The 21,177-nt window shown below is 66.8% G+C and carries 19 protein-coding genes and 1 pseudogene; 13 read left to right on the top strand and 7 right to left on the bottom strand.

The features are described 5' to 3' along the window. The first annotated feature begins 537 nt into the window (after positions 1-537). The 11 genes from GZ997_RS03905 to GZ997_RS03955 all read left to right on the top strand — a co-directional run bounded on the left by GZ997_RS03905 (position 538) and on the right by GZ997_RS03955 (position 13,130). Positions 538-1,275 carry a hypothetical protein gene (locus tag GZ997_RS03905; RefSeq protein ID WP_238994245.1) on the top strand — a complete coding sequence of 246 codons (738 nt, stop codon included), beginning with the start codon at positions 538-540 and terminating at the stop codon, positions 1,273-1,275. Further along, entirely contained in the window at positions 1,268-2,356 is a 1,089-nt protein-coding gene (locus GZ997_RS03910; RefSeq protein ID WP_162678936.1) for an HAD hydrolase-like protein, read from the top strand. The genes GZ997_RS03905 and GZ997_RS03910 overlap by 8 nt, the downstream gene beginning before the upstream one ends. Positions 2,357-2,644: 288 nt before the next feature. Then, complete coding sequence (locus GZ997_RS03915) at positions 2,645-3,553, top strand: TlyA family RNA methyltransferase (protein WP_162678937.1); 909 nt, start codon at positions 2,645-2,647, stop codon at positions 3,551-3,553. Positions 3,554-3,650: 97 nt separating this feature from the next. Further along, positions 3,651-4,535 carry an NAD kinase gene (locus GZ997_RS03920; protein WP_161925301.1) on the top strand — a complete coding sequence of 295 codons (885 nt, stop codon included), beginning with the start codon at positions 3,651-3,653 and terminating at the stop codon, positions 4,533-4,535. Next, entirely contained in the window at positions 4,532-6,352 is a 1,821-nt protein-coding gene (recN, locus tag GZ997_RS03925) for a DNA repair protein RecN (protein WP_162678938.1), read from the top strand. Before GZ997_RS03920 ends, recN begins: the two co-directional genes overlap by 4 nt. After that, positions 6,349-7,662 carry a putative cytokinetic ring protein SteA gene (gene steA / locus GZ997_RS03930; RefSeq protein ID WP_162678939.1) on the top strand — a complete coding sequence of 438 codons (1,314 nt, stop codon included), beginning with the start codon at positions 6,349-6,351 and terminating at the stop codon, positions 7,660-7,662. The genes recN and steA overlap by 4 nt, the downstream gene beginning before the upstream one ends. Before the next feature lie 18 nt (positions 7,663-7,680). Then, entirely contained in the window at positions 7,681-8,604 is a 924-nt protein-coding gene (locus GZ997_RS03935; protein WP_162678940.1) for a copper transporter, read from the top strand. Positions 8,605-8,624: 20 nt separating this feature from the next. After that, a complete protein-coding gene (locus tag GZ997_RS03940) occupies positions 8,625-9,548 on the top strand; it encodes a hypothetical protein (protein ID WP_203233972.1) in 924 nt (307 codons plus the stop codon). 119 nt (positions 9,549-9,667) lie between these two features. After that, on the top strand, positions 9,668-11,281 hold the full coding sequence (locus tag GZ997_RS03945; RefSeq protein ID WP_162678947.1) for a lipid II flippase MurJ: 1,614 nt from the start codon (positions 9,668-9,670) through the stop codon (positions 11,279-11,281). After that, a complete protein-coding gene (locus GZ997_RS03950; RefSeq protein ID WP_161923902.1) occupies positions 11,278-12,429 on the top strand; it encodes a glycosyltransferase family 4 protein in 1,152 nt (383 codons plus the stop codon). The genes GZ997_RS03945 and GZ997_RS03950 overlap by 4 nt, the downstream gene beginning before the upstream one ends. Positions 12,430-12,458: 29 nt before the next feature. Continuing rightward, entirely contained in the window at positions 12,459-13,130 is a 672-nt protein-coding gene (locus GZ997_RS03955) for an NUDIX hydrolase (RefSeq protein WP_162678941.1), read from the top strand. 8 nt (positions 13,131-13,138) lie between these two features. On the opposite strand, the gene GZ997_RS03960 is transcribed toward GZ997_RS03955, so the two are convergent. The 7 genes from GZ997_RS03960 to GZ997_RS03990 all read right to left on the bottom strand — a co-directional run bounded on the left by GZ997_RS03960 (position 13,139) and on the right by GZ997_RS03990 (position 19,865). Further along, positions 13,139-13,711 carry a hypothetical protein gene (locus tag GZ997_RS03960; protein WP_203233973.1) on the bottom strand — a complete coding sequence of 191 codons (573 nt, stop codon included), beginning with the start codon at positions 13,709-13,711 and terminating at the stop codon, positions 13,139-13,141. 453 nt (positions 13,712-14,164) lie between these two features. Beyond that, positions 14,165-14,914 (bottom strand): hypothetical protein, encoded by a 750-nt coding sequence (locus GZ997_RS12390; RefSeq protein WP_203233974.1) that lies wholly within the window; start codon positions 14,912-14,914, stop codon positions 14,165-14,167. A 56-nt stretch (positions 14,915-14,970) separates the two neighbouring features. Continuing rightward, positions 14,971-17,127 (bottom strand): DUF6571 family protein, encoded by a 2,157-nt coding sequence (locus GZ997_RS03970; RefSeq protein WP_161923904.1) that lies wholly within the window; start codon positions 17,125-17,127, stop codon positions 14,971-14,973. Next, positions 17,124-17,468: a hypothetical protein gene (locus tag GZ997_RS03975; RefSeq protein ID WP_162678942.1), complete on the bottom strand. Its 345-nt coding sequence runs from the start codon at positions 17,466-17,468 to the stop codon at positions 17,124-17,126. The genes GZ997_RS03970 and GZ997_RS03975 overlap by 4 nt, the downstream gene beginning before the upstream one ends. A 136-nt stretch (positions 17,469-17,604) precedes the next feature. After that, positions 17,605-18,393 (bottom strand): hypothetical protein, encoded by a 789-nt coding sequence (locus GZ997_RS12630; RefSeq protein ID WP_238994244.1) that lies wholly within the window; start codon positions 18,391-18,393, stop codon positions 17,605-17,607. 279 nt (positions 18,394-18,672) lie between these two features. Then, complete coding sequence (locus tag GZ997_RS03985; protein ID WP_162678943.1) at positions 18,673-19,146, bottom strand: hypothetical protein; 474 nt, start codon at positions 19,144-19,146, stop codon at positions 18,673-18,675. A gap of 413 nt (positions 19,147-19,559) precedes the next feature. Next, positions 19,560-19,865, bottom strand: coding sequence for a hypothetical protein (locus tag GZ997_RS03990; RefSeq protein ID WP_237564314.1), 306 nt, complete (start codon positions 19,863-19,865; stop codon positions 19,560-19,562). Between the two features lie 332 nt (positions 19,866-20,197). Here GZ997_RS03990 and GZ997_RS03995 point away from each other — a divergent pair, with 332 nt between their 5' ends. Both GZ997_RS03995 and GZ997_RS04000 read left to right on the top strand, forming a co-directional pair. Beyond that, entirely contained in the window at positions 20,198-20,908 is a 711-nt protein-coding gene (locus tag GZ997_RS03995) for an SAF domain-containing protein (RefSeq protein ID WP_161923907.1), read from the top strand. Further along, positions 20,908-21,177, top strand: a pseudogene (locus GZ997_RS04000) (hypothetical protein); the annotation flags it as partial. The gene GZ997_RS03995 and the pseudogene GZ997_RS04000, both read left to right, overlap by 1 nt.

Raw genomic sequence — 21,177 nt, forward strand, 5'->3', positions numbered from 1 at the left:
TGGTACTGCCCCCGACAGGCGGGCGGGAGAGTAGGACACCGCCGGCACACCCACCCACCCACAACCACACACACAACCGATACCGCCGCCAGGTAGGCTGTTGGAGAGTCGACAGACGTAACAGCACTTGGTGTACGGGTAGAAAGCAGAAGCATGGCTTACGACAGGCGTGATGGACGCTCCGGTCAGCGGGGCTCACACGGTAGGGGCGAGGACCGACACGGGTTCCGCAGGCGTGATGATGAGCGCTCAGGCAACGGTCGCGCAGGCTCCAGCCGATTGGGTAGGCGGGACCACTCACGCAGGGATGAGCACAGCCTCGGCGGTGGGCGCCGCGGCAGCGGGCGCAGGTTCGGCTCGGACCGGGCCGGGGCCGAGCGTCGGCGGGGCGCAGACTCTCGTCCTCCGCAACGTACGCGCGTGCCTGAGCCTCCGGTGCCGGCAGAGGTACAGCCGCAAAACCTGGAGGCGTCAGCGCGGCGCGAGCTGCGCGCGCTAGGCCGGGCGAACGCGGAGAACGTCGCACGGCACCTGGTCATGGTGCAGCGCCTACTGGATTCGGATCCCGAGCTGGCCTATCAGCACGCCCGTTATGCGGCGTCTCACGCCGGCAGGGTCGCGGTGGTGCGCGAGTCGGCTGGCATCGCCGCGTACCTGGCTGGCCACTACAACGACGCGCTGCGGGAAATCCGGGCCGCCAGGAGACTGTCTGGCCTGGACCTGCACCGCGCGATAGAGGCCGACTGCGAGCGTGCGCTCGGCCGCTACAACCAGGCGCTGAAGGTTGCGCAGCAAGCCGATCCCAAGCAGCTCGACGACCTGGAAGAGGCGGAGATCGCCATGGTGGTCTCGGGGATCCGCCACGACATGGGGCAGAGCGAGCTCGGGCTCGTCGTGATCGAAGAGGCGATCATGATGTTCCGTGGTGACCGTGAGACTCTGCGTCGACTGCACTCCGTACGCGCAGATCGCCTGGAGGAGCTCGGCCGTACAGAGGAGGCGGACAAGATCCGGGAGCGCATCGGACTGAAGGATGATGAAGCGCCGGTCGAGCCGGTCGAGGTCTACGACATCGAGGACGACTACGAGCAGGAGTCCCGTGCCGCAGAACCGACTTCGCCCGATGCCGGGCTGGAGACGAGCCCGGAGGATCGGGACGGTAATGACGACGGCACCCCGGCGGAGTCCGCCGGTGAGGTCGGTGCGGCGCAGGCAGCGTCCAGTAGCCTCACGGACGACGCGCAGGTCGATAACTGGACGGAGCAGCATGGCTAACCAGTCCACCACCAGCGCTGAAGGCAGCCATCCCGCTTTTATGAGCGGCTGTGACCAGCCCTTGGCCGCGGCCTTCGATGTAGCCCTACTGGACCTTGACGGAGTCTGCTTCGCCGGGGACGCCCGGATCCCCCATGCAGCGGAAGGCGCCAACGGTGCGCGTGGGCTAGGGATGCAACTCGTCTTTGTGACGAACAATGCCTCCCGCGCCCCACAAGCGGTGGTGGACAAGCTCGCGGCGAATGATATCGACGCCTCACCCGGTGAGGTGTTCTCCGCAGCGATGGACGCCGCGGCCCTGCTACATGAGCACGTGCCCGACGGCGCCCCGGTATTCGTCATCGGCGGAGAGGGTCTGCGACAGGCACTGACTGATGAGGGATTCACGGTTGTCGCCGGCGCACAGGACTCCCCGGCGGCCGTCGTACAGGGCTGGGACGCCGCCGTGGACTGGGCGATGATGTCAGAGGGACTGTACGCGATCACAAACGGGGCACTGCACGTCGCCACGAACTTAGATGCGACTCTGCCAACCGAGCGCGGCTTCGCGCTCGGCAACGGCAGCCTCGTCGCAGCGGTCGCCAATGCATCGGGGCAGGAGCCACTGGCAGGAGGCAAGCCCTTCCCCGGCATCTACCAACGAGCGCTGCGCCGGGCAGGCGGATCCAGGCCGCTTGCAGTGGGGGACCGCCTCAACACCGACCACGTCGGAGCCCGGGCGGCGGAAATCCCCGGACTGCATGTGCTCACAGGAGTCAGCACAGCTCGCGACGTGCTGCTGGCAGCGCCCGAGGAGCGTCCCACCTTCCTGCACACTGACCTGCGCGGACTGCTGCAGCCCCATCCCGAGCCAAAGCGCACCGTCATTGACGGCGAGGCCTGGTGGCAGGTCGGGGAGCAGCGGTGGCACGTGACCTCCGCGGGCGCGGAGGGCCAGGGAGTCGGATTCCTGGACGCCGACTCCGCCACGGTCAGCCTTGACGCCTACCGAGCCCTCGCCTGCGCGTTCTGGGAGTACACCGATGCACACTCGGGCCGCGCCGACGGCTTGAACGTGCCAGAGCTTAACGTCACCGCTTAGGAACACGATTCGCGCGAACTATTTCTAGCGTAAGTCGCACAGAATTAAAAGACTGAACAATTAGGAAGAACAACGTCTGGTAAGAGTCTCCCGAAGGCGGCCACACCCAAGCCGGGGCCGCAGCCCGTGCAGGCGCCTGGTCCCGCGCCGGACTTGGCGGCACACCTGGAGGCGCTCGCCGGCCTGCCGCTTGAAGAGCGCGCGGCCGGACTGGCAGCTATCCACGATGGGCTCGCCGGCCAATTGCGCCAGACCCAGATCTGAGAGCAGAACCGGGATCCTCACGGCATGGCACGACTTATCCGCATCGACTCCGAGCTGGTCCGGCGAGGACTGGCGCATTCACGTGCCCACGCCGCCCGCCTAATTGCTGACGGCCGAGTGAGTGTCGACGGCGTGCCCGTGCTCAAACCCGCCCGTCAGGTCAATCCGGCGCAGGCGATCGAGGTGACCGCCCCGGACGGGGATGACTACGTATCACGCGGCGCCTACAAGCTCGCAGGCGCACTCGACTCCCTCGCCGAGCGCGGACTGGCGCCGCCTATCGCCGGTCGTCGGTGCCTTGACGCCGGCGCCTCCACCGGAGGCTTCACGGATGTGCTGCTGCGCCGGGGTGCCGCGCATGTGGTTGCGGTGGATGTCGGTTACGGTCAGCTCGCCTGGTCCCTACGCAACGATCCGCGTGTCACTGTGCTGGAACGCACAAATGTGCGCACACTCGACCCGGGGGCGGTTGCCCCGGCGCCCGCACTCGTCGTCGGCGACCTGTCCTTCATCTCGCTGACCACAGTGCTGCCCGCGCTGGTTGCCGCAGCCGCGCCTGACGCGGACCTGCTGCTAATGGTCAAGCCCCAGTTCGAGGTCGGCAGACAGCGCCTCGGCCACGGGGGAGTGGTCCGCGACCCCGACCTACACATCGAGTCGGTGCTGAATGTGTGCAGCTGCGCCCACCGCCTGGGACTCGGAATCGATGCGGTCACCGCGTCGCCGCTACCCGGGCCGGCGGGCAATGTCGAGTACTTTGTGAACATGCATGCCGGGCAAGCCGACTCGTCGGCGGACCTGGCGGGAGCTGCGCTAAGGCACGAGGTGCGTCAGGCAGTCGCGGCAGGACCCGCAGGACGCAGCAGCGACCGCAGCCGACGCACGGAAGGAGGCGAACATGAAGACCCGAGTCATCCCCGGGACGACCGCTGACTCAGGCGCTGGCGGCTCCGCCGCACTCCCCGCCTCACCCACGGACGGGCCCGCCGCAGTCGGCGCCGCAGCGGACCAGCCGCGCCTACGGCGCGTCATGGTCCTACAGCGTGACCTCAACGACAAACCGGTACCGCCCCATCGCAGGGCCGCGCCCACCGCCACCGCGGTAGCGCGGGCGGAGGCGGCTTTGCGTGCGCACGGCGTCGAACCCGTCGAGCCCGGATTCGAGGGCGACGTCGACCTGGTGCTGGTCATGGGTGGAGACGGCACCATTCTGCGTGCCAGCGAAGTCGCCCGTGAGCGCGACGTGCCGCTGCTCGGTATCAACACCGGGCACGTGGGTTTTCTCGCCGAGGCCGATCCCGACGCCGTCGAGCAGGTAGTGGCGGATCTCGTGGCCGGCAGGTACGTGGTTGATACCCGGATGACCATTGAGGTGGAGGTGCAGGCCCCCGACGGATCGGTGAGCCGGGACTGGGCCCTGAATGAGGCGGCCTTGGAGAAGCGGGACCGCGCCCGCATGGTCGAGGTAGCCGTCGGGGTTGACGGCCAGGCCGTCTCCTCCTTCGGCTGCGACGGACTGGTGATGGCCACGCCCACCGGATCCACCGCTTACGCATACTCCGGAGGCGGCCCGGTCATCTGGCCCGAAGTCGAGGCGCTCCTGCTGGTGCCGCTGTCCGCGCACGCGCTATTCACCCGACCGCTCGTGGTAAGTCCCAACTCACGCCTGGAGGTGGTCATCTACCACGCCGGGTTCGGTGGAGCAGAAGTGTGGTGCGATGGGCGCCGCTGCCTCGATGCTCCGACGGGATCACGCATCAGCGTCACTCGTGCGGACCGCCCAGTGCGCTTGGCACGCTTGAACACCGCACCCTTCGCCACGCGCCTGGTACGCAAGTTCGATCTGCCCGTCCAGGGGTGGCGTACCGCGGAGGTCCCGGCAACGCTCCCCGGGCAGGACGGCGATACGCAGTGATTGAATCCCTGCACATTGAGAACCTCGGTGTCATAGAGACGGCCGACCTCCAGCTCAGCCCGGGACTGACCGCCCTGACCGGGGAGACTGGCGCCGGAAAAACGATGGTGCTCACCTCGCTGGGACTGCTACTGGGGCAGCGCGCGGAGGCGACCGTGGTCCGCGCCGGCGCCGACCGGGCCCTGGTCGAGGGAGCGTTTGTCCTCTCGCCGTACTCGCGTGCCGCATCACGTGCGGCGGACGCCGGCGCGGAAATCGACGACGACTTGCTGCTTGCCTCGCGTACCGTTCCCGCCTCGGGCCGCTCGCGTGCCCACCTCGGCGGCCGGGCAGTACCCTCGACCGTGCTGGCAGATGTTGGTGCGCGTCTGGTCTCCGTGCACGGGCAAGCGGATCAGTTGCGGCTGCGCTCTGCCTCCGCCGGGCGTGCGGCGCTCGATGGCCTCGGCGGCCCCCGCCACGCTGCCCTGTGCCGCCGCTACGCCGAGGCCTATCAGGCCAGAAATGCTGCGGCAGCCGCCTTGGAGCAGTGGCATGCCGGAGCTCAGGCACGCCGCGCCGAGGCCGAGGACCTGCGCCGTTGGTTGGAGCAGTTGGAGAAGCTCGCCCCACAGCCGGGGGAGGACACCGCCCTGACCGCTGAGGCCGAACGCCTGGACCATGCGGAGGACCTGCGCCGTGCCGCCACCATTACCCGCACCGCCCTGGCCGGCGATGAGGATACGGCTAGTCCCGAGGTTGCTGACGTGACGGCTCTGATCGCCGCTGCCGAACGGGCCCTGGCCCGGGTCGCCGACGTCGACCCGGCCCTCACGCAGATCGGTCAGCGCCTGCATCGGTTGGGCATCGTTAGCGCGGATCTTGCCGGGGAGCTGTCCGCATACCTTGCCTCGCTCGACGCCGACCCGGCCCGCCTGGCGTGGGTACAGGAACGCCGCGCAGAACTCGCGCGTGCCTGCCGTGAGATCGGCGGTCCCAGCGCTGCTCTCGACGACGTGGACTCCATGCTCGCCTGGGGCGAGGCAGCCGCCGCCCGCCTAGAGGAGCTAGAAGGATCACATAGTGCCGCTACCGAGCTGACCGAGGACCTCGCCGGTGCGCAAGCTGTGCTGGAGGACCTTGCCACCGAGCTCTCAGCCGCTCGGCATGGCCTGGCCGAGCGCCTGCAGCAGGCAGTCAATGCGGAGCTGGCGGGGCTGGAGATGAAGGATGCGCGGCTCGTAGTCGACTTGGAGCCGCTAGAGGAGCTCGGTCCCACCGGCGCTGAAACCGTTTCCCTGCTGCTCGTCTCCCACCCCGGTGCACCGGCACTGCCTTTGGGCAAGGGCGCTTCCGGGGGTGAGCTGTCCCGGATCATGCTGGCCCTGGAAGTGGTCCTCGCCGAGGCCGCCTTAGATGAGGCGGAGCACGATGACCCGGCCAGGGACTCGGCGCATCACCGCCGTACCTTCATATTCGATGAAATTGATGCCGGCGTGGGTGGCCGCGCAGCCAGGGAGATAGGACGCCGTCTTGCCAGGCTCGCCCGTAGCCACCAGGTGGTGGTAGTAACTCACTTGGCCCAGGTTGCTGCATGGGCGGATACGCAACTCGTGGTACGCAAGGAGAGGGGCCCCGATGCTGCGGGAGACGCTCCCGCACCTCAGCATGCCGGGGACAACCTGCCGACGGTACGAACCCGCGTCCTGGCTGTCACCGGGGACGCCAGGGTCCGGGAGCTCGCCCGCATGCTCTCCGGCCATGATGACTCAGAATCCGCTCTTCGGCATGCCGCTGAGCTGATCGACGAGGCCCGCATGGCACAATCCCAGTCGTGAGGCTCCCGTTTTCGCTCCGCAAGCAGGCCCAGCCGGCGCCGGACCGTCCCAGCGGCATGGTCCGGGTGGACGCGCGCACCAAGAAACTCACCAAACGGCTCCAGCCCGGTGAGATCGCCGTGATCGACCACGTTGACCTTGACCGCGTGGCGGCCGAGGCGCTGGTGGAGTGCAAGCCAATGGCCGTCCTGAACGCAGCCCCCTCAGTGTCCGGCCGCTACCCCAACCTCGGCCCGGGCATTCTCATCGATGCGGGCATCCCGCTGATCGACGACCTTGGTCCGGACATCATGCGGCTACATGACGGGCAGCGTGTCACCGTTGACCTGGACGCCGACTCCGAGCACGCGGGCAGCGTTCAGGTGGAGGGACGCGCTCACCACCGGCGCGGCCACGGGCACGGCAATGAGGCAGGCGGGGCCGGCAAGTCCGGCAGTGCGGACAGGCCCGATCACGCTGCTGCCCTTGCCGAGGGCACCATTCAGACGCGGGAGAGCATCGACGCGCTCATGGAGGCCGCCCGGGAGGGGCTTGCGGTGCAGCTGGAGGCCTTCGCCGCCAACACCATGGAGTACATGCGGGGTGAACGCGACCTGCTCCTCAACGGGGTGGGTATGCCGGACATACGCACGGCAATCAGCGGCAAGCACGTGCTCGTCGTCGTTCGCGGCTACTCCTACAAAGAGGACCTCAAGGCGCTCAAGCCCTACATTCGCGAGTACAAGCCCGTCATCATCGGCGTGGACGGCGGTGCCGACGCGGTCCTTGAAGCGGGTCTCAAGCCCGACATGATCGTCGGTGACATGGATTCCGTGTCTGACAAGGCCCTGGAATCCGGTGCCGAGGTCATTGTCCACGCCTACCGGGACGGGCGCGCGCCGGGCCTGAAACGCGTTGAGGACCTGGGGGTGGAGCACACCGTGTTCGCCGCCACCGGCACCAGTGAGGACATCGCCATGCTGATCGCCGACGAGGCCGGTGCCGAGCTCATCGTCGCCCTGGGTACGCACGCAACCTTGCTGGAATTCCTCGACAAGGGACGCGCCGGCATGTCCTCCACCTTCCTGACCCGGCTGAAGGTGGGCGGGCGCCTGATCGACGCCAAGGGCGTGTCCCGCTTGTACCGGGCGCGTATCTCCGGCTGGCAACTGGGGCTGCTGGCCCTGGCTGGGCTGGTTGCCCTGCTCGTGGCCCTCGCCTCCACCCCGGGGGGCCAGACCTTCCTCGGGCTGTCGGGGGCAGTCTGGGACGACCTGGTCAACTTCTTCCGGTCCCTGGTGGGACTTACCCCTAGCACACCCTCCGTCTGAGCAAGTACAGGACTCTTCATGATCGACTTCCGTTACCACCTGGTCTCGCTCATCTCCGTCTTCCTCGCCCTCGCCGTAGGAGTCGTCCTGGGGGCCGGACCGCTGCAGAACTCACTCGGTACCGCCCTGAATGACCAGGTCACCTCCCTACGGGCAGATCGGAATGACCTCCAGTCCCGGCTGGAGCAGACGGAGACGGCCGTAAACGACCGCGACGAGTACATCACGGCCGTCGGTGAGTCCCTGCTCCCCGACACCTTGAAGGACCAGCGCGTGGCCATGGTGGTCATGCCTGGTGCTGAGGGCGGAGACATTGACGACATCATCACCGAGATCGAGACCGCCGGCGCCACGGTTACGGGCCGGGTCACCCTAACTGCGGCGTGGGCCGAAGTCTCCCGGGAGTCCTTCCGCTCGACCTACTCCGGCCAGTTCGCTCCCTACCTGGAGAGCACTGCGGCAGACGGCAATGCCGTCCTCGGCCAGGGCCTGGCCGAGGCACTGACCACCGAGGGAGACAACGCCACCGCCCTGATGGAACTGCTGACAGCATCCGACACCCCCCTGGTCACCGTGGATGCGCAGCTGTCCGGCGCGGCCAGCATGATCGTTGTTGTAGGTCCGCGTACTGCTGCCTCCCCCGACGGGAGCGAGCCGACTGCCGCAGCCACGGCCGAGCAGGACTCCGCCGCCTGGACCGCAGCACTGACAGGGGTGGCGTCCGCAGCCACGACCGTCGTCGTCGGCGCGGCCGACGCGCAGGCGGACATCGTCTCCGTTTTGCGCACCGCGCAGTCTCCCGTGACCACGGTGGACTCCGTGGGCCAGGCCACTGCCGCAGTGTCTACCCCGCTTGCGCTCGCCGCCACAGCCGCGGGAACCGTGGGGAATTACGGGTTCGACGCCGGCGCCGACGCGATTATCCCGCCCGTCTCCCGCTGACGCCGACTAGGCTTGCAGCCATGACGCCCATCGTGCCGCCGGGAAGCGCTGCCACAGCCCGCAGCGCGGTGGTGGCATCCCTGGCTTCCGCGCTTGCCGCTGCGGCGGCCTCCGCGGCCCTGGGACGCGCGGACCGCCGGGAGCGGCGCCTTGAACGCACGAACTTCCACGGCCGCGCCGTCAGCCTGCGCGGAGGCGTCGGCGTTGCAGTCGGAGCCACGGCCGCAGGCGCCTGCTCAGAGCGGCTCCTGCACCGGCCCACCGAGCCGGCTGGAGCCAATGCCGCGATTGCGGCCGTCACGGCGGTGACGGCCGCGGGCGCCGCCGGCCTGATTGACGACTTAGATGCTGGTGCTCACGACGGCGGCACGCCCGCCAAAGGGCTGAAGGGGCACCTGACAGCCCTGCGTCGCGGCCACCTGACCACCGGCGTGTTGAAGGTAGCCATTATCGGCGGCGGCGCACTGGTAGCCGGCGGGCTGCTAGCCACCACCAGGAAGCATGCGGATACAGCGCAGGCGGTGGCTGACGCGGCTAACAGCGCCGTCGTGATCGCCTCCTGGGCCAATCTTCACAACCTGCTGGATCTGCGTCCCGGGCGCGCACTCAAGGCAGCGGTACTGGCCAGCGCACCGCTGCTGGCCGATGAGCGCCGGGAGGCTGCCTCCAGTCGTGTTTTCGCCGCGGGTGCCCTGGGCGCGGCTGCTGCGGCACTGCCGGGAGACCTGGGAGAGGTCACCATGCTGGGCGACACCGGCGCCAACGCGCTGGGAGCCCTGGTGGGAACCGCCCTGGCCGCGCACCCGAGCCGCACCCTGCGCGTAGTGGCCGCGATTACCGGGACAGGGCTGGTTCTGGCCAGTGAGAAGGTCTCCTTCACGCGGGTCATCGAGGGCAACCGCATCCTTTCCGCCGTTGACCGTATCGGGCGCCGTGCTCCGTGAACCGCCCGGCCCCCGTGACGCCTCCGTCCGCATCAGCCTCCGCGACCGTGCCCACCACAGTGCGTAATGACTCCGGGGCCCCACGATCCGACACGTCCGGTAGCAGGGGACATGCAGCCCTGGGGGCGGCCGGCGGCGTTGCCGGACTGACCCTGGTTTCGCGGGCGCTCGGCTTCCTGCGCTGGATCGTACAGGCCACCACCGTAGGCGCCGGGACCGTAGCCGGCGCCTACGCCACCGCCAACCAGATACCCAACGTACTGTACGAGGTGGTGGTTGGCGGGGCGCTGGCCGCCACAGTGGTTCCCCTTCTGGCCGGCCCGGTTGGTGCACACCGCGAAGGCGAGGTCTCACGCACCACCTCCGCACTGCTGGGGCTGGTGCTGGTGGTACTTACTCCGCTGGCGCTCTTCCTGGCGGTTTGTGCCGACATGCTTGCCGGATGGTTCCCGGCCTCGCAGGGCGTCGATCCCGGTATTCAGCGCGACCTGGTGGCGTCCTTCCTGCGCATGTTCGCCCTACAGGTTCCTCTTTACGGGATCGGCGTGGTATTGACCGGCGTGCTCCAGGCACACGGCCGCTTCACCTGGCCGGCGTTGACACCCGTTCTTTCCAGCCTGGTGGTTATGGCCACCTACGCTGTGTACGGGTTGCTGAGCACCGGCGCGGATACGGGCTCCCCGGTGGCCCTGCAGGTGCTTGGTTGGGGGACGACGCTCGGGGTTGCGGCCCTGTCACTGCCTTTGTTGTGGCCCGTGCACCGGCTGGGGGTGCGGCTGCGGCCAACCCTGCGCCTGGGGCGCGGGACCGCGGCGAAGGCACTGCGCCTGGGCAGCGCCGGGGTATGGACTCTGCTCGCCCAGCAGCTCAGCGTCGTGGCGGTACTTGCACTCGCCCGGGCGGGCGGGAGTACCGGGACAGTGGCCGTATACCAGTACACGCAGGCTGTCTACGTGTTGCCGTACGCTGTGCTGGTGGTGCCGGTGGCCACCGTGATCTACCCCCGGCTCGCCGCTGCCTTCACGCGGGGCGGGGGGGATGACGACGCCCGCCTGCTTACGGCCCGCTCTACCGCGCTGGTGACAGGCGTGGCCGTGGGAGGGGCCGGAATGCTATTCGCCGCGGCGGACAGTGCCGAACGCTTCTTCTCCCTGCTGGCGGACGTCGAAGGCATGGGCACCGCTCTGGCCCTGCTGGCGCCGGGCCTGGTGGGTTATGCACTCATCTATCAGGTCACTCGTGCGCTGTACGCCGCGGATCGGGCCCGGGGAGCCGCATGCGCCGCTGCCGCCGGCTGGATCACGGTCGCCCTCGCATCATGGGTAGCGGTGCGGCTGCTCGCTCCGCACGGCGGCGACGGGGTGGCCACGCTCAAGGCGCTGGCCCTGGGCACGACTGCCGGGATGTGCGTGGCCGGGGCCGGGCTGCTGGTGGCACTGGCGGGTCGCATGGAAATACGGGTGCTGGCGCCGACGGCGCGTGTACTGGCGGTAACGGTGCCAGTGGCCGCCGTGCTCGGAGGGGCCTGCAACTGGCTCAGCCGTCAGCCGGCAGGTGTTGTCGGCGGGGTGGCGGCGGGAGCCGCCGGGGCGGTGGTGACTGCCGCCGCCACCGGTGCCGCCATACTTGTGGCGGACCGGGAGATGCTGACGGCACTGCGGCGTCGGCGTGCTCGTCCCAGGGCGCACGGCCGCGCCGCTGCGGGTGAGCAAGAGTCACAGGAGATGAGATGAACTCATACGTGGAAGACGCCGAGCGGCCAGGAGCACGGGCCAACTCGGACCGCTTGCGCATCATGGAGGTGTCGGGCAGCGCTGCTGGCGGCATGCGCGCCCACGTAGCCGAGTGCGCCCGAATCCTGGCCCAGGCGGGCCATGACGTGATTGTGGAGGCTCCTGCTGAGGTGATCGCCGGAGCCGACTTCGGGTGTGCCCGCACCGAGCCCCTCACGATCGGAGCGCGTCCCACTCCCGGCGACGGAGCGGTAATCGCCAGGCTGCGTCGGCTCGGGCGCCGCGCTGATGTCATCCACGCTCACGGGGTGCGTGCCGGGGCCCTGGCCGGGCTGGCCCTGGGTAGGCGCCGCCCGGGCCGTGCCCGCCTGGTGGTGACCATCCATAACCAGCCGATCGGCGGACGGCTCACTACCGCCGTCGGCAACCGGCTGGAGCAGCTGGTGGCAGCGCGCGCTGACCACATTCTTGCGGTCAGTCCGGATCTGGCCGAACGCCAGCGCAACCGCGGAGCCGAGCGGGTCGAGCTCGCTGTCATACCTGCGCCGAGGCGAGACGAACAGAACCTGGCGCCGCGCGCCTCCTCCGTCGAATCGGCCTGGCGGGGCGCCCCCAGGCGCATACTGACCGTCGCCCGGCTGGCGCCCCAGAAGGGCTTGGAGCTGCTGCTGGATGCCGCGGCGCTGGTGGCCGCCCAGGCCGCGGATGGCTCCGGCAGGACGCCGGACCTGGCCTGGGCGGTTGCCGGTGAGGGACCAGGACGGGCCGCGGCCGAGGCCCGTATCGGCGCCGAGTCGCTGCCGGTAAACCTGCTGGGGCGGCGAGAGGATGTGCCCGCGCTCATGGAGGCAGCCGACGTCGTCGTGCAAACCAGCCTTTGGGAGGGCCAGCCGATCGCCCTCCAGGAGGCCCTGCAGGCAGGCGCAGCAATCGTGGCTACCGATGTTGGCGGCACCGCCGCCACCGCCCGTGGGGGCGCCATTCTGGTGCCCCCGCAGCCGCAGGCGCTTGCGGACGCGATTACTGGGCTGCTGCGAGATGCACAGGCCCGTGACCGCGTGCGGGAACGCGCCCGGCGTGCGGCCGAGCGGCTGCCGCACGGCACCGACCTGGCCGCCCAACTGGAGGCCGTCGTCGCCCACCGCTGAAACAAACCGAATCGTAAGGAGAGAAACCAGTGAATCAGCCGAGTCGGCTCAGGGATGTCCACGACCTGACGCGTCGCGTCGTCAGTCATGAGCGCGCCTGGTCAGGGCCGATCTTCACGGTGGACGATGACGCCGTGATACTCGCAGACGGGCTCGCCCCGGTGCGGCGTCAGACGGTTGCGCACCATGACGCCGTGAACGTCGTGGCACTGCGGGAGGGAAGTGAATCCTCCCAGGCGGATGCGGCCGCCGAGATCCTCATGGTGCGCCAGTACCGTCACCCCGTGCGGGCCATGCTGTGGGAGATTCCAGCCGGGCTGCTTGACGTGCCTGGGGAGTCACCGCTGGCGGCAGCGCAGCGTGAGCTGGCCGAGGAAACCGACTACATGGCGGCGCGCTGGGACGTGCTGGTCGACTCCTACGCCTCGCCGGGGTTCACGACCGAGGGGGCACGCACCTTCCTGGCCCGCGAGCTGACTCTGCTGCCGGAGGACGCGCGGACCGTCCGCGAGGCCGAGGAGGCGGAGTTCGAGCCCACCTGGGTGCGCTTCGACGACGCCGTGGAGGCAGTCATGCGCGGCCTGCTGCACAACCCCTCAACCGTGATCGGTATTCTCGCCGCGGCACGCGTGCGCGACCGCGGCTACACGGGTCTGCGCCCCGCCGATGCCGTTTGGCTGCGCAGTCCCGAGAGCCTGTGAGGCGCCTGTCAGTCCTCGTCATCTGGCGCGGTCACATCGCCGTCGCGGTCCAGGGTCGAGTCCTGGGTGGCGCCCCCGGTCGGGTTGGATGCTGACTCCTCCCCGCCCTCGGTCACTGACGCAGCGTCAGTAGCATCGTCACCAGAAGCAGAGGTGTTACCACCCGAGGTCTGGAAGTCGATGTCCGGGATGATCGTCTCGGGACGGTACACCACACGGTAGTGGAACGGGTCCGCAGCCGAGGCGTCGGTCTGCTCGACGAAGTAGGTGACGTTGTCAGACAGACCCAGGAAGTGCTTCTTGAACAGGTAGCCGCCGTCCTCGTCCTTGCCGACCAGGCAGATGACCTCCAGTTGGCTGTCTTCGCTGTCGGCGGTGATGGAGCAGTACCCTTCTATCTCGAGAAGGTACTTGTCCGTGATGCCGTTGAAGAAGACGATGCGACGGTTGATCTCGAAGTTGTCTGATGCCTTGGAGATGTTGTTGGACGCGGTCTCGGCTGCGTCGGAGCAGGCTGCCAGCCCTGCTGAGGCTACGGCGAGTAGGGGCAGGACGGCGAGTTTGCGGATAACGTTCTTCACTTGTCTTCCTTCTTGGAATGGCTCGCCAGAGTGCTGGCGCTGCAGTCTTGGATCTGTTGGATGAGTGCGGGGACGCGATAGGTGATACGTACCGCGCGGGTGTCCTATCGTGCCACGCTTAGGTGCCCCTGATTTCACTGCCCGCATCGTGTCCCGCTGGATAGCCTCCCATGTGCGCCATCATGCGGCTCTTCCGCGGCAGCGTACCGCCACACCTGGGCTCAGGTGGTTATGCCGCTGCGCCGGGAGGTAGAGGCAGCCGGTGTGGCTGTCATCGCCAGCGATGCTGGGGTCTCGCATGCCGGGTATTAGTCATGAGGCCCCTAGGCCCCTGGACGTCGCACAGTACGCAGCGAGCTTGTGGTGGGGCGGGTTGGTCGTGGGCGCTTGGGGACGCATATTGGGTGGTATCTCTTGGCGGATTGGTTGCACTGGTTGTCTGGGCTAGTGGTGTCAGTTGTTTGGGGTGCTTGTGGGGGTGGGTGAGGGTAGGGGTGTGGGGTAGGCGTAGTAGGGGCGGGCTTGTTCCATGGTTTTGTCTAGTCCGGGGATGGGTTGGTTCTGGCAGAGCCAGGGGAGGGCTGATTGGGTCAGGGCGATGAGGTTTTCTCGCATGTCGCCTGCCATGACCGAGGCGTGGTCGATGCGCAGGGCGAGGTAGTGGTCCCCGCAGGTGAACGCGGTGCTGCCGTAGTCGGTTTCGGCGCCGGGGCTGGAGGTGCGGGCCTCGCCTTCCCCGTCTATGCCTTCGAAGGTGAAGGATGACACCTCCGGCCCCCAGGCTAGTGATCCGTGGTCCCATGGGCCGCGTTCGTCGTAGATGTACCAGAACGCAGAGTAGAAGACCATTCTGTCCCGGCCTGGATGATATGCGCGGCACTCGGAGGCGGTGGTTATGTTCTTGTCTGAGGCGGTGATGGTGATGTTTGGGCCGAACATGGCGTGCAGGGCTGTGTTGGGGATGCCGGGGCAGGTGTATTTCTCGTCTTCTCCGGTGGGGGCGGTGGTTGGGACTACTGCTGTTGCCGGGGCCGCGGAGGGCGAGGCCTGGTTGCTTCCGGGTATTAGGGAGCAGCCGACTAGTGCCAGGCACGCTGCCGTAAGCGCTGTGAGCATCGTAGGGGCAGCGCGGTGTGCTAGGAGACGGCGCCGCTTGCCGTTTGCGGGCCTGCGCCTGTGGTGGTTGGTGGGTGTTGGAAGCATGGCTTGGTTTTCTCCGCTGGTGGTTGCGACGTGGCGCTAGTTGTGGTGGGGCTCTGTTAGTCCTCGTCGTCCTGCGCGTCCGTCTCGCCCTCGCCCCATGTGTGGCTAGGCGCGGTGCTGCTGTCGGGGTTAGCGGTGCCCCAGCCGTCGTCGAACCCGTCTTTTCTGGTTTTGGTTAGGTTGTTGAGATCCGGGTTTGTGGAGCTTTGGAGGTTGTTGCCGACCTCGGAAAGGCCGATGCGGGTGTTGGAGTCGGCCAGCTGCTCGGGGGTCATGTTCTGGGTGAGGTTGTTTCCGTCCTGATCGATGATAATGTCCAGGACGTAACCGAGGTTGTCGGCGCGTTCTAGGACGGCTTTAAGGTCCTCTTCGTTGTACAGGCCGGAGTTGAGCAGCGCCAGGGTGAGCTGGCGGTTGTTGGCGGCAGCCGCAGTGCTCTCGATCTTTTCGGCCTGGTTGCGGGCCTGGTCGGTGTTGTCGGTACCGAAGGGCTTGCCCAGGTCGACGCCGAGGGACAGCACTGAGCCGGCCACGGGTATGAGACCGGCCAGGAACGAAGTGACGGAGTTTGCGTCGTCGTGGGCGGAGTCAGTCTGCTCTGCCATGGCCACCAGCTGGTGGGCCGCGGCCCCGGCGAAGAAGGCGTTGGTGCGACTCTGAGACCTGACGGCCTCCTGGAGGGCGGCAGCGTCGCCGGTGTTGTTGTACCGGTTGACGGCGTCCTGGAGCTGCTGGGTGTGGTAGTCGGTCATGGCGCCGCCCAGGGTGGTGGAGGCCCACTCATCCAGGGAAACCTGGCCGATGAGATTGGTCAGCGCCCGGTCGGTGAACAGCGGGTAGTAGCTGGTCCCTCCGTCAGAGCCGGAGCCGATGCCCAGTGGCGCGCCCTCGTTGCCTTTCTCGGTGGAAGCGTCTACGCCTTGGGGGTGGCGGGCCATGACCGCGGCGACGGACCGGCGGGCGTCGGGGGACAGGCTCAGAGGGTCCTCTCCGGAGCCGAGGCCGTTGAGGATGCCGGAGGTGGCGGTGGCGCGGGCGGACTCCTTGTACTGCCTGGCAGGGTCTGCCATGCTGGGGGAGGAGAGCCGGTCGATCCGGTCGGCGAGCATCGCCCAGTCGGTAGTCCATTTCTGATTCTGAAGCCGACCCTGTTCTATGAGTTGCTGTATGCGCTTGGCGTGCTTAATAGAGTCGTTCGCGCTTACTGGGGTGGTGGTGCCGTCCGGGTTGGGGACCAGCCACTCGGTGGCAGCGTCGAGGTTGCCGGTCATGGCATGCACCACCCCGGCCAGCGGATTATCTGTTGGGCCTATGGGGAACTCTTTGTTGTAAGCGTCCCGACCCTGGGGCTGAAAGCTCCCAGGATCGGGGCTGTAGTCCTCCAGTCGGCTGGCCAGGGTGACAAGGAACACGTCGTTGTAGTCCAGGCCGATTTCCTCAGGGGTGCCGTCGGAGTCGATGTCGGCCTGTCGGGAAGCGGCGAGCATCTGGTTCAGCGCACCGATGCGCAGGTTCTTGCCCTTCTCCTCGGCATAGTCCACCAGCCGGTTGGCGTAGGCCTCGGCCTTCGCATCGTCCCAGGTCCTGGAGGCAGTAGCCAGCATGTGGCCCAGAGCGTCGGCCAGATCCTCACCCGCATCAGGCCGTTCAGTGGTGCTGATGCCCTGTGGGTGAGTGAAGGTCAATTGGTCCTGGATGTCGGCGGGTAGGTCCAGCAGGCGGCCGGGTCCGATGTTGGCCAGGATGGTGTTGGCGTAGACCGCGTCATCCTGGTTGGCCTGGACGCGCCCGATGAGCTCGTCCCACTCCTCGGGGGTGCAGCCGTTGATGGAGTAGTCCACCATCTTCTCGGCGTCGGCGCGGGCCTGGTTGACCTTGTCCACCTGATTGTGCGTTTTGACGTTGTCGTCGGTGTCCTCGGTGCCTTCGGGCAGCCAGTAGGCGATAGTGCCGTCATCAGCAGTGGTAGTGATACCGCCCTCGTTAGCGGCCTTGGCCGCAGCCAGGCGGGCCTTGAGGGACTTGACCTCGTCATCCAGGGCGTCAGCGTGGTTGCCAGCGGTGTTGGAGCGTCCGGCCAGCGACGCGGGATAGTCCTGCATCCGGTTGGTGCTGGTTACCGTCTCCCAGCTGGTCTCGGACTGGTTCTTGTAGTCGGTCAGCTTGTCGATGATGTCCTGGACGCCGTCGGCGTCAAGCGAAACGTAAGTCATTGCTCACTGCCCCACTTTGCACGGTAGTCGTCCTCGTCAACATAGGTAGGCTCGCCCTCCCAGTCTCTGCTGACTTCTACGGTGGCCTTACGCACGTTGGAGATCATGGAGTCGATGACCCCCACCAGCGTGTCGTGCATGGTGTCGGCCAGCGGGGACTGCCACACGGAGTCCTCTCCGCCCAGGCCCTGGGTCAGCAGGGTGGACTTGGGAGTCATACCCTCGGTGGCCGGATCCGCATCCAGATCATCCTGAGCCTGCTCAAGCGCGTCAACCACCCTCTTCAAAGCGATCTTCTTGTAGTTATAGTCTTCACCATCCCCCGGTGGTGTCGTGGGCAACTGATCCACCGGGAAGGGCGCAGGCCCTGGCGACGGGCTGGGGGTCGGACCAGACATTGACAAACATTCCTTTCAAAACTCATTCGACCTAGCGATAGCGACTCTCTGGAAGCCTTTGTAACCTGTCCGAGAATAGCTAGGGTTGTTTGGTTGGTCTGGTGTTGAGCGTCTGGATCTCGGCTACCGGGATGGTGGTGGTTGTGGATGTGGTGTGGGTGTCCATGGTTCCGGTGGCGCCATCAGAAGCCGTGTACTCGATCGCGTAGGACACCTTGACGTCCACCGGCGTCACAGAGTCCTTGAAGTGGGCGCTGGAGCGGTTGAAGACGATCTTGCAGTCCGTTCCCCTGGAGTCGTTGTCCTCACTCCATGGGACCCCGAACCCCGTGCACTTGGCAGTGCCGTCCTTGGGCTGCAAAGTCAGCATCGAGGCAGTGCCAGTGATGGTGGCGGTTACTGGGCCTGCGGTCGCGGTCACGGTCACCTCCTTGGGGGTGTCGCCCGTGGCCCACACCCAGGTGTCCCAGCCCACGATGGTGGCCTGCATGTCCCCGTATGTCGGGTTGTAAGCGATTGTGGCTGTGGGGATGGTTACTGCATCCCAGGCAGCCCGTGCCAGGGTCGTTCCATCGACCACGGGGTCCGGGGGAGTCCCGTCGGCAGGAACCCACACCGGGCCGTTGTTCGCGAAGAAGTCATCAGCTATGGGTGAAAATACCTTGAGATCATTATTTGGGACGCGGCCCGAAGAGCAGATCGGGAAATACCAGTGTCCCTCGGTGTCGTCGGCGTGGGACTCATAGTCCGGATAGCGTGCGATATGTTCGTCCATTTCTTTGTTGTCGGGATGCATGCCATACTGGTTTGTGATAGTGCGCTGCATGTTGCCGGAGTCAATCCACTCCGCCAGCTCTTCGCCGGTCATCCCTTCGGTGTGCCAACACACAGGAAGAACCGTAGTTGTCACCGTCTGCGACGACACTGCTATTCCGCCTGCCCCAGAGCCATCCGATGCCGCGGGCGTGTACTGTGCGGTAACCGATATTTGCACCGAGCCGTCCTCGCCCGAAGACGCCGAACCAGACGATGAGCTCGCATCGCGCCCATAATCGGCTTGTGCTATTGGCGTGGTCGCCAGAACCGTGACCAGGCACAGTGTCGCAGCCCAAAAAATTGATGTTGCCCAGTTTGTAGACCGCATCCTTCACGCCACGCATTCGTTGGATGAAATTAGCTCTTCGTTGGAGTCCTTCCAGCTGCCGTCCTCGTATACCATAGTAAAAATGTATTCGTAACGGCCCTGGAGGGTTTCAGGGTTGCTGACGTCATTGCCGTTGGCGTCATATGCGACCAGGTCGGAATGATCGCTACAGACTCGTACTTCTGCATGCTTGTTGGCCGGGTCTGGTGCGGTTACGGCCACCGAGGTAATCGCAACTCGCAGGCTTCCTTCAACGGTTTCGTCCGAGATAGGCTCGTAGTTGTCTTTGAGAGTCTGATATGCCTCTGCGGTCATGAGTGGTTGGGCGTTCTCGACGCCGGTGCCGGTGAACCAGATGTTCCAGGTGACCTGGTCGTAGTTGATGAAGGCCTTGAGTACCTCGGTCTGCTGGGCGTCCAGGTCCTCGGGAATGGAGGTCACTATGTAGCGGTCGGTGGACAGTGACTCCGCGGTCACCACACCCGCCGCCTCCGCCGAGGCCGCAGCAGAGGAGGATGCCGCGGCGGCAGCGGCCGACTCCGAGGCCCTTGCTGAGGCCGCAGCGACCGGATCATAGGCAGGAATGCCCGGGCTGCTCTCGTCCGAGCCCGAGGAACAAGCCGCCAGCGGCGTGCAGCCCAAGAGGATGACTAGTAGGCCTGTTGCTAAGCGGTGGTGACGGCGAGCGTTGGTTGATGGCGGCTGGGTGCCTGTCCCGCCGACTTTGCCGGGGTGGCTTGACATCATTGAGAGCTCCGCAGGGTGAGGGTATGGATCACAAGGAGTGCATGGTGCAGACCTTGAGAAGGGGCGGTTGAGGTGGGGCGGCCGACGCGCCGGACCGTGCAATCCGAGCGTCGGCCACCCCGCGCCTTGGCTCGCCGACAGCCTTAGGCGTCGTAGGAGGCGACGTCCGCGAGGTCTGTAGCGTCCGTCACGCCGTTGGCGGCGGCGATGTTGTTGTGGTTGCGCGCCACGTCGGTCGCGGCGTCTGCCAGCACGGCCTCGAAGGCGGTCAGCTTGGGCTTGAACTCCTCCCAGGCCTCACGGAAGGACTGCGCGTTGGGGCTCTCCCAGTTGGCGTTGTTCAGCGCGGTGTCCGTGTCCGAGTGGATCGAGTGGGCGGACTCCACATCGGCCTTTAGGGTGTTGTAGAGCGCCTCGAGGGTGTCCAGGTCTGCGGTCGTAGTTGCCACTGGATAACTCCTAGGGTTCAGGTGCGGATACATCACTGTCTCACTGTTTTGACAGAGATGGGTACGTGACGAAGCTCGCGTACCGGCGCGCCTTAGACTTCCACGGTTGGCCCTGCGGCGCAAGCTGCCTGGGTAGAACTACCCATATGCGGGCGCTTGTCGGCCCTGTGTCTGATCCGAGGGTACGGCTGGATTCTGCGGATCCACGGGTGTCCGCTCGCTAGAGATGTTGGCATTGCCTCAAAAATTCCTGGAAAGATGCCGTGGCGTAACCGGCGGTCTCGGGAGTACCGTACGGCTGTCCAGCAGTTCTTACTCACGAGGTTCCACAGATGTCTCAACCCCAGGATGGACGCGTCGCCCGGCGCCGCGACCGTGATGCGCGCGGTTCGTCGTCCACCCGCGCCCGGCGGGAGCAGGCGGCGTCGCGCCTGCCCTCCGCGCCCCGTGAACGGCGTCCGCTGCTGGCCGCGCTGGCAGTGCTGCTCATCGTAGGTGGGGCACTACTCGCCGGCCTGCTGGCTACTCGTGCGGACCACCGAGTCGAGGTCCTGGTTGCCGCTCGCACGGTACGCGCGGGGCAAGTGATTACCGACGAGGACCTCGCATCGACTCCGGTGTCTTCCACGCTCGGCACGCTTATTCAGGCGACTCAGGCGGAGCAGGTGATCGGGCACACCGCCCGCGTTGAAATAGCCGAGGGGCAACTGCTCGACACCTCCCAGCTGCTTACGTCGCCGCTACCGGGGGCCGGCAGCCAAGTTGTAGGCGTCTCGCTCGAGAGCGGGCGCTTCCCGGCCGGAGGGCTGGCTGCCGGGGATGTGGTGGACGTCGTTGACATCAACGGCGGCTCAATCACGGTGGGTAGTGCTCAGGTGCTGACTGCGGTCTCCAGCTCCGGCTCGAGCAACGACTGGACATCCGGGTGCGTGCTGTCGCTTATTGTCAGCAGTGCCGATGCGCCGAAGCTTGCGGCCGCTAACGCAAGCGGGAGTATTGCCGTGGTCCTTACCGCTTCCGATCAGCCGATCGGGGAGAGCTAATGCTGCTGTCCGTCGCCTCCGCCAAGGGCTCGCCCGGTGCCACTACCGCCGCACACGTGCTAGCAGCCGTGTGGCCGCGTGATGTACGACTTGCCGAGCTGGACCCGGCCGGCTCCGACCTCATGTACCGGCTGCGTACCCAGTCCGGCCAGCCCATCGACTCCTCGCGGGGACTAGTGTCGCTGGCCGCTGCGGTTCGGCGAGAGTCAGCGGCGTCATTGGAGGAGCACCTGACTACCGTTGACGGTGGGCTGGAGGTGCTGGTCGGC

Source organism: Actinomyces sp. 565, assembly GCF_010365615.1.
Lineage (GTDB): Bacteria > Actinomycetota > Actinomycetes > Actinomycetales > Actinomycetaceae > Actinomyces.

Excerpts from the sequence above, each read along its gene's own strand:
- GZ997_RS03905 (WP_238994245.1), top strand. The coding sequence starts at position 538 with ATGGTGCAGCGCCTACTGGATTCGGATCCCGAGCTGGCCTATCAGCAC.
- GZ997_RS03910 (WP_162678936.1), top strand. The coding sequence starts at position 1,268 with ATGGCTAACCAGTCCACCACCAGCGCTGAAGGCAGCCATCCCGCTTTT.
- GZ997_RS03915 (WP_162678937.1), top strand. The coding sequence starts at position 2,645 with ATGGCACGACTTATCCGCATCGACTCCGAGCTGGTCCGGCGAGGACTG.
- GZ997_RS03920 (WP_161925301.1), top strand. The coding sequence starts at position 3,651 with ATGGTCCTACAGCGTGACCTCAACGACAAACCGGTACCGCCCCATCGC.
- GZ997_RS03935 (WP_162678940.1), top strand. The coding sequence starts at position 7,681 with ATGATCGACTTCCGTTACCACCTGGTCTCGCTCATCTCCGTCTTCCTC.
- GZ997_RS03940 (WP_203233972.1), top strand. The coding sequence starts at position 8,625 with ATGACGCCCATCGTGCCGCCGGGAAGCGCTGCCACAGCCCGCAGCGCG.
- GZ997_RS03950 (WP_161923902.1), top strand. The coding sequence starts at position 11,278 with ATGAACTCATACGTGGAAGACGCCGAGCGGCCAGGAGCACGGGCCAAC.
- GZ997_RS12390 (WP_203233974.1), bottom strand. The coding sequence starts at position 14,914 with ATGCTTCCAACACCCACCAACCACCACAGGCGCAGGCCCGCAAACGGC.
- GZ997_RS03970 (WP_161923904.1), bottom strand. The coding sequence starts at position 17,127 with ATGACTTACGTTTCGCTTGACGCCGACGGCGTCCAGGACATCATCGAC.
- GZ997_RS12630 (WP_238994244.1), bottom strand. The coding sequence starts at position 18,393 with ATGACCGGCGAAGAGCTGGCGGAGTGGATTGACTCCGGCAACATGCAG.
- GZ997_RS03995 (WP_161923907.1), top strand. The coding sequence starts at position 20,198 with ATGTCTCAACCCCAGGATGGACGCGTCGCCCGGCGCCGCGACCGTGAT.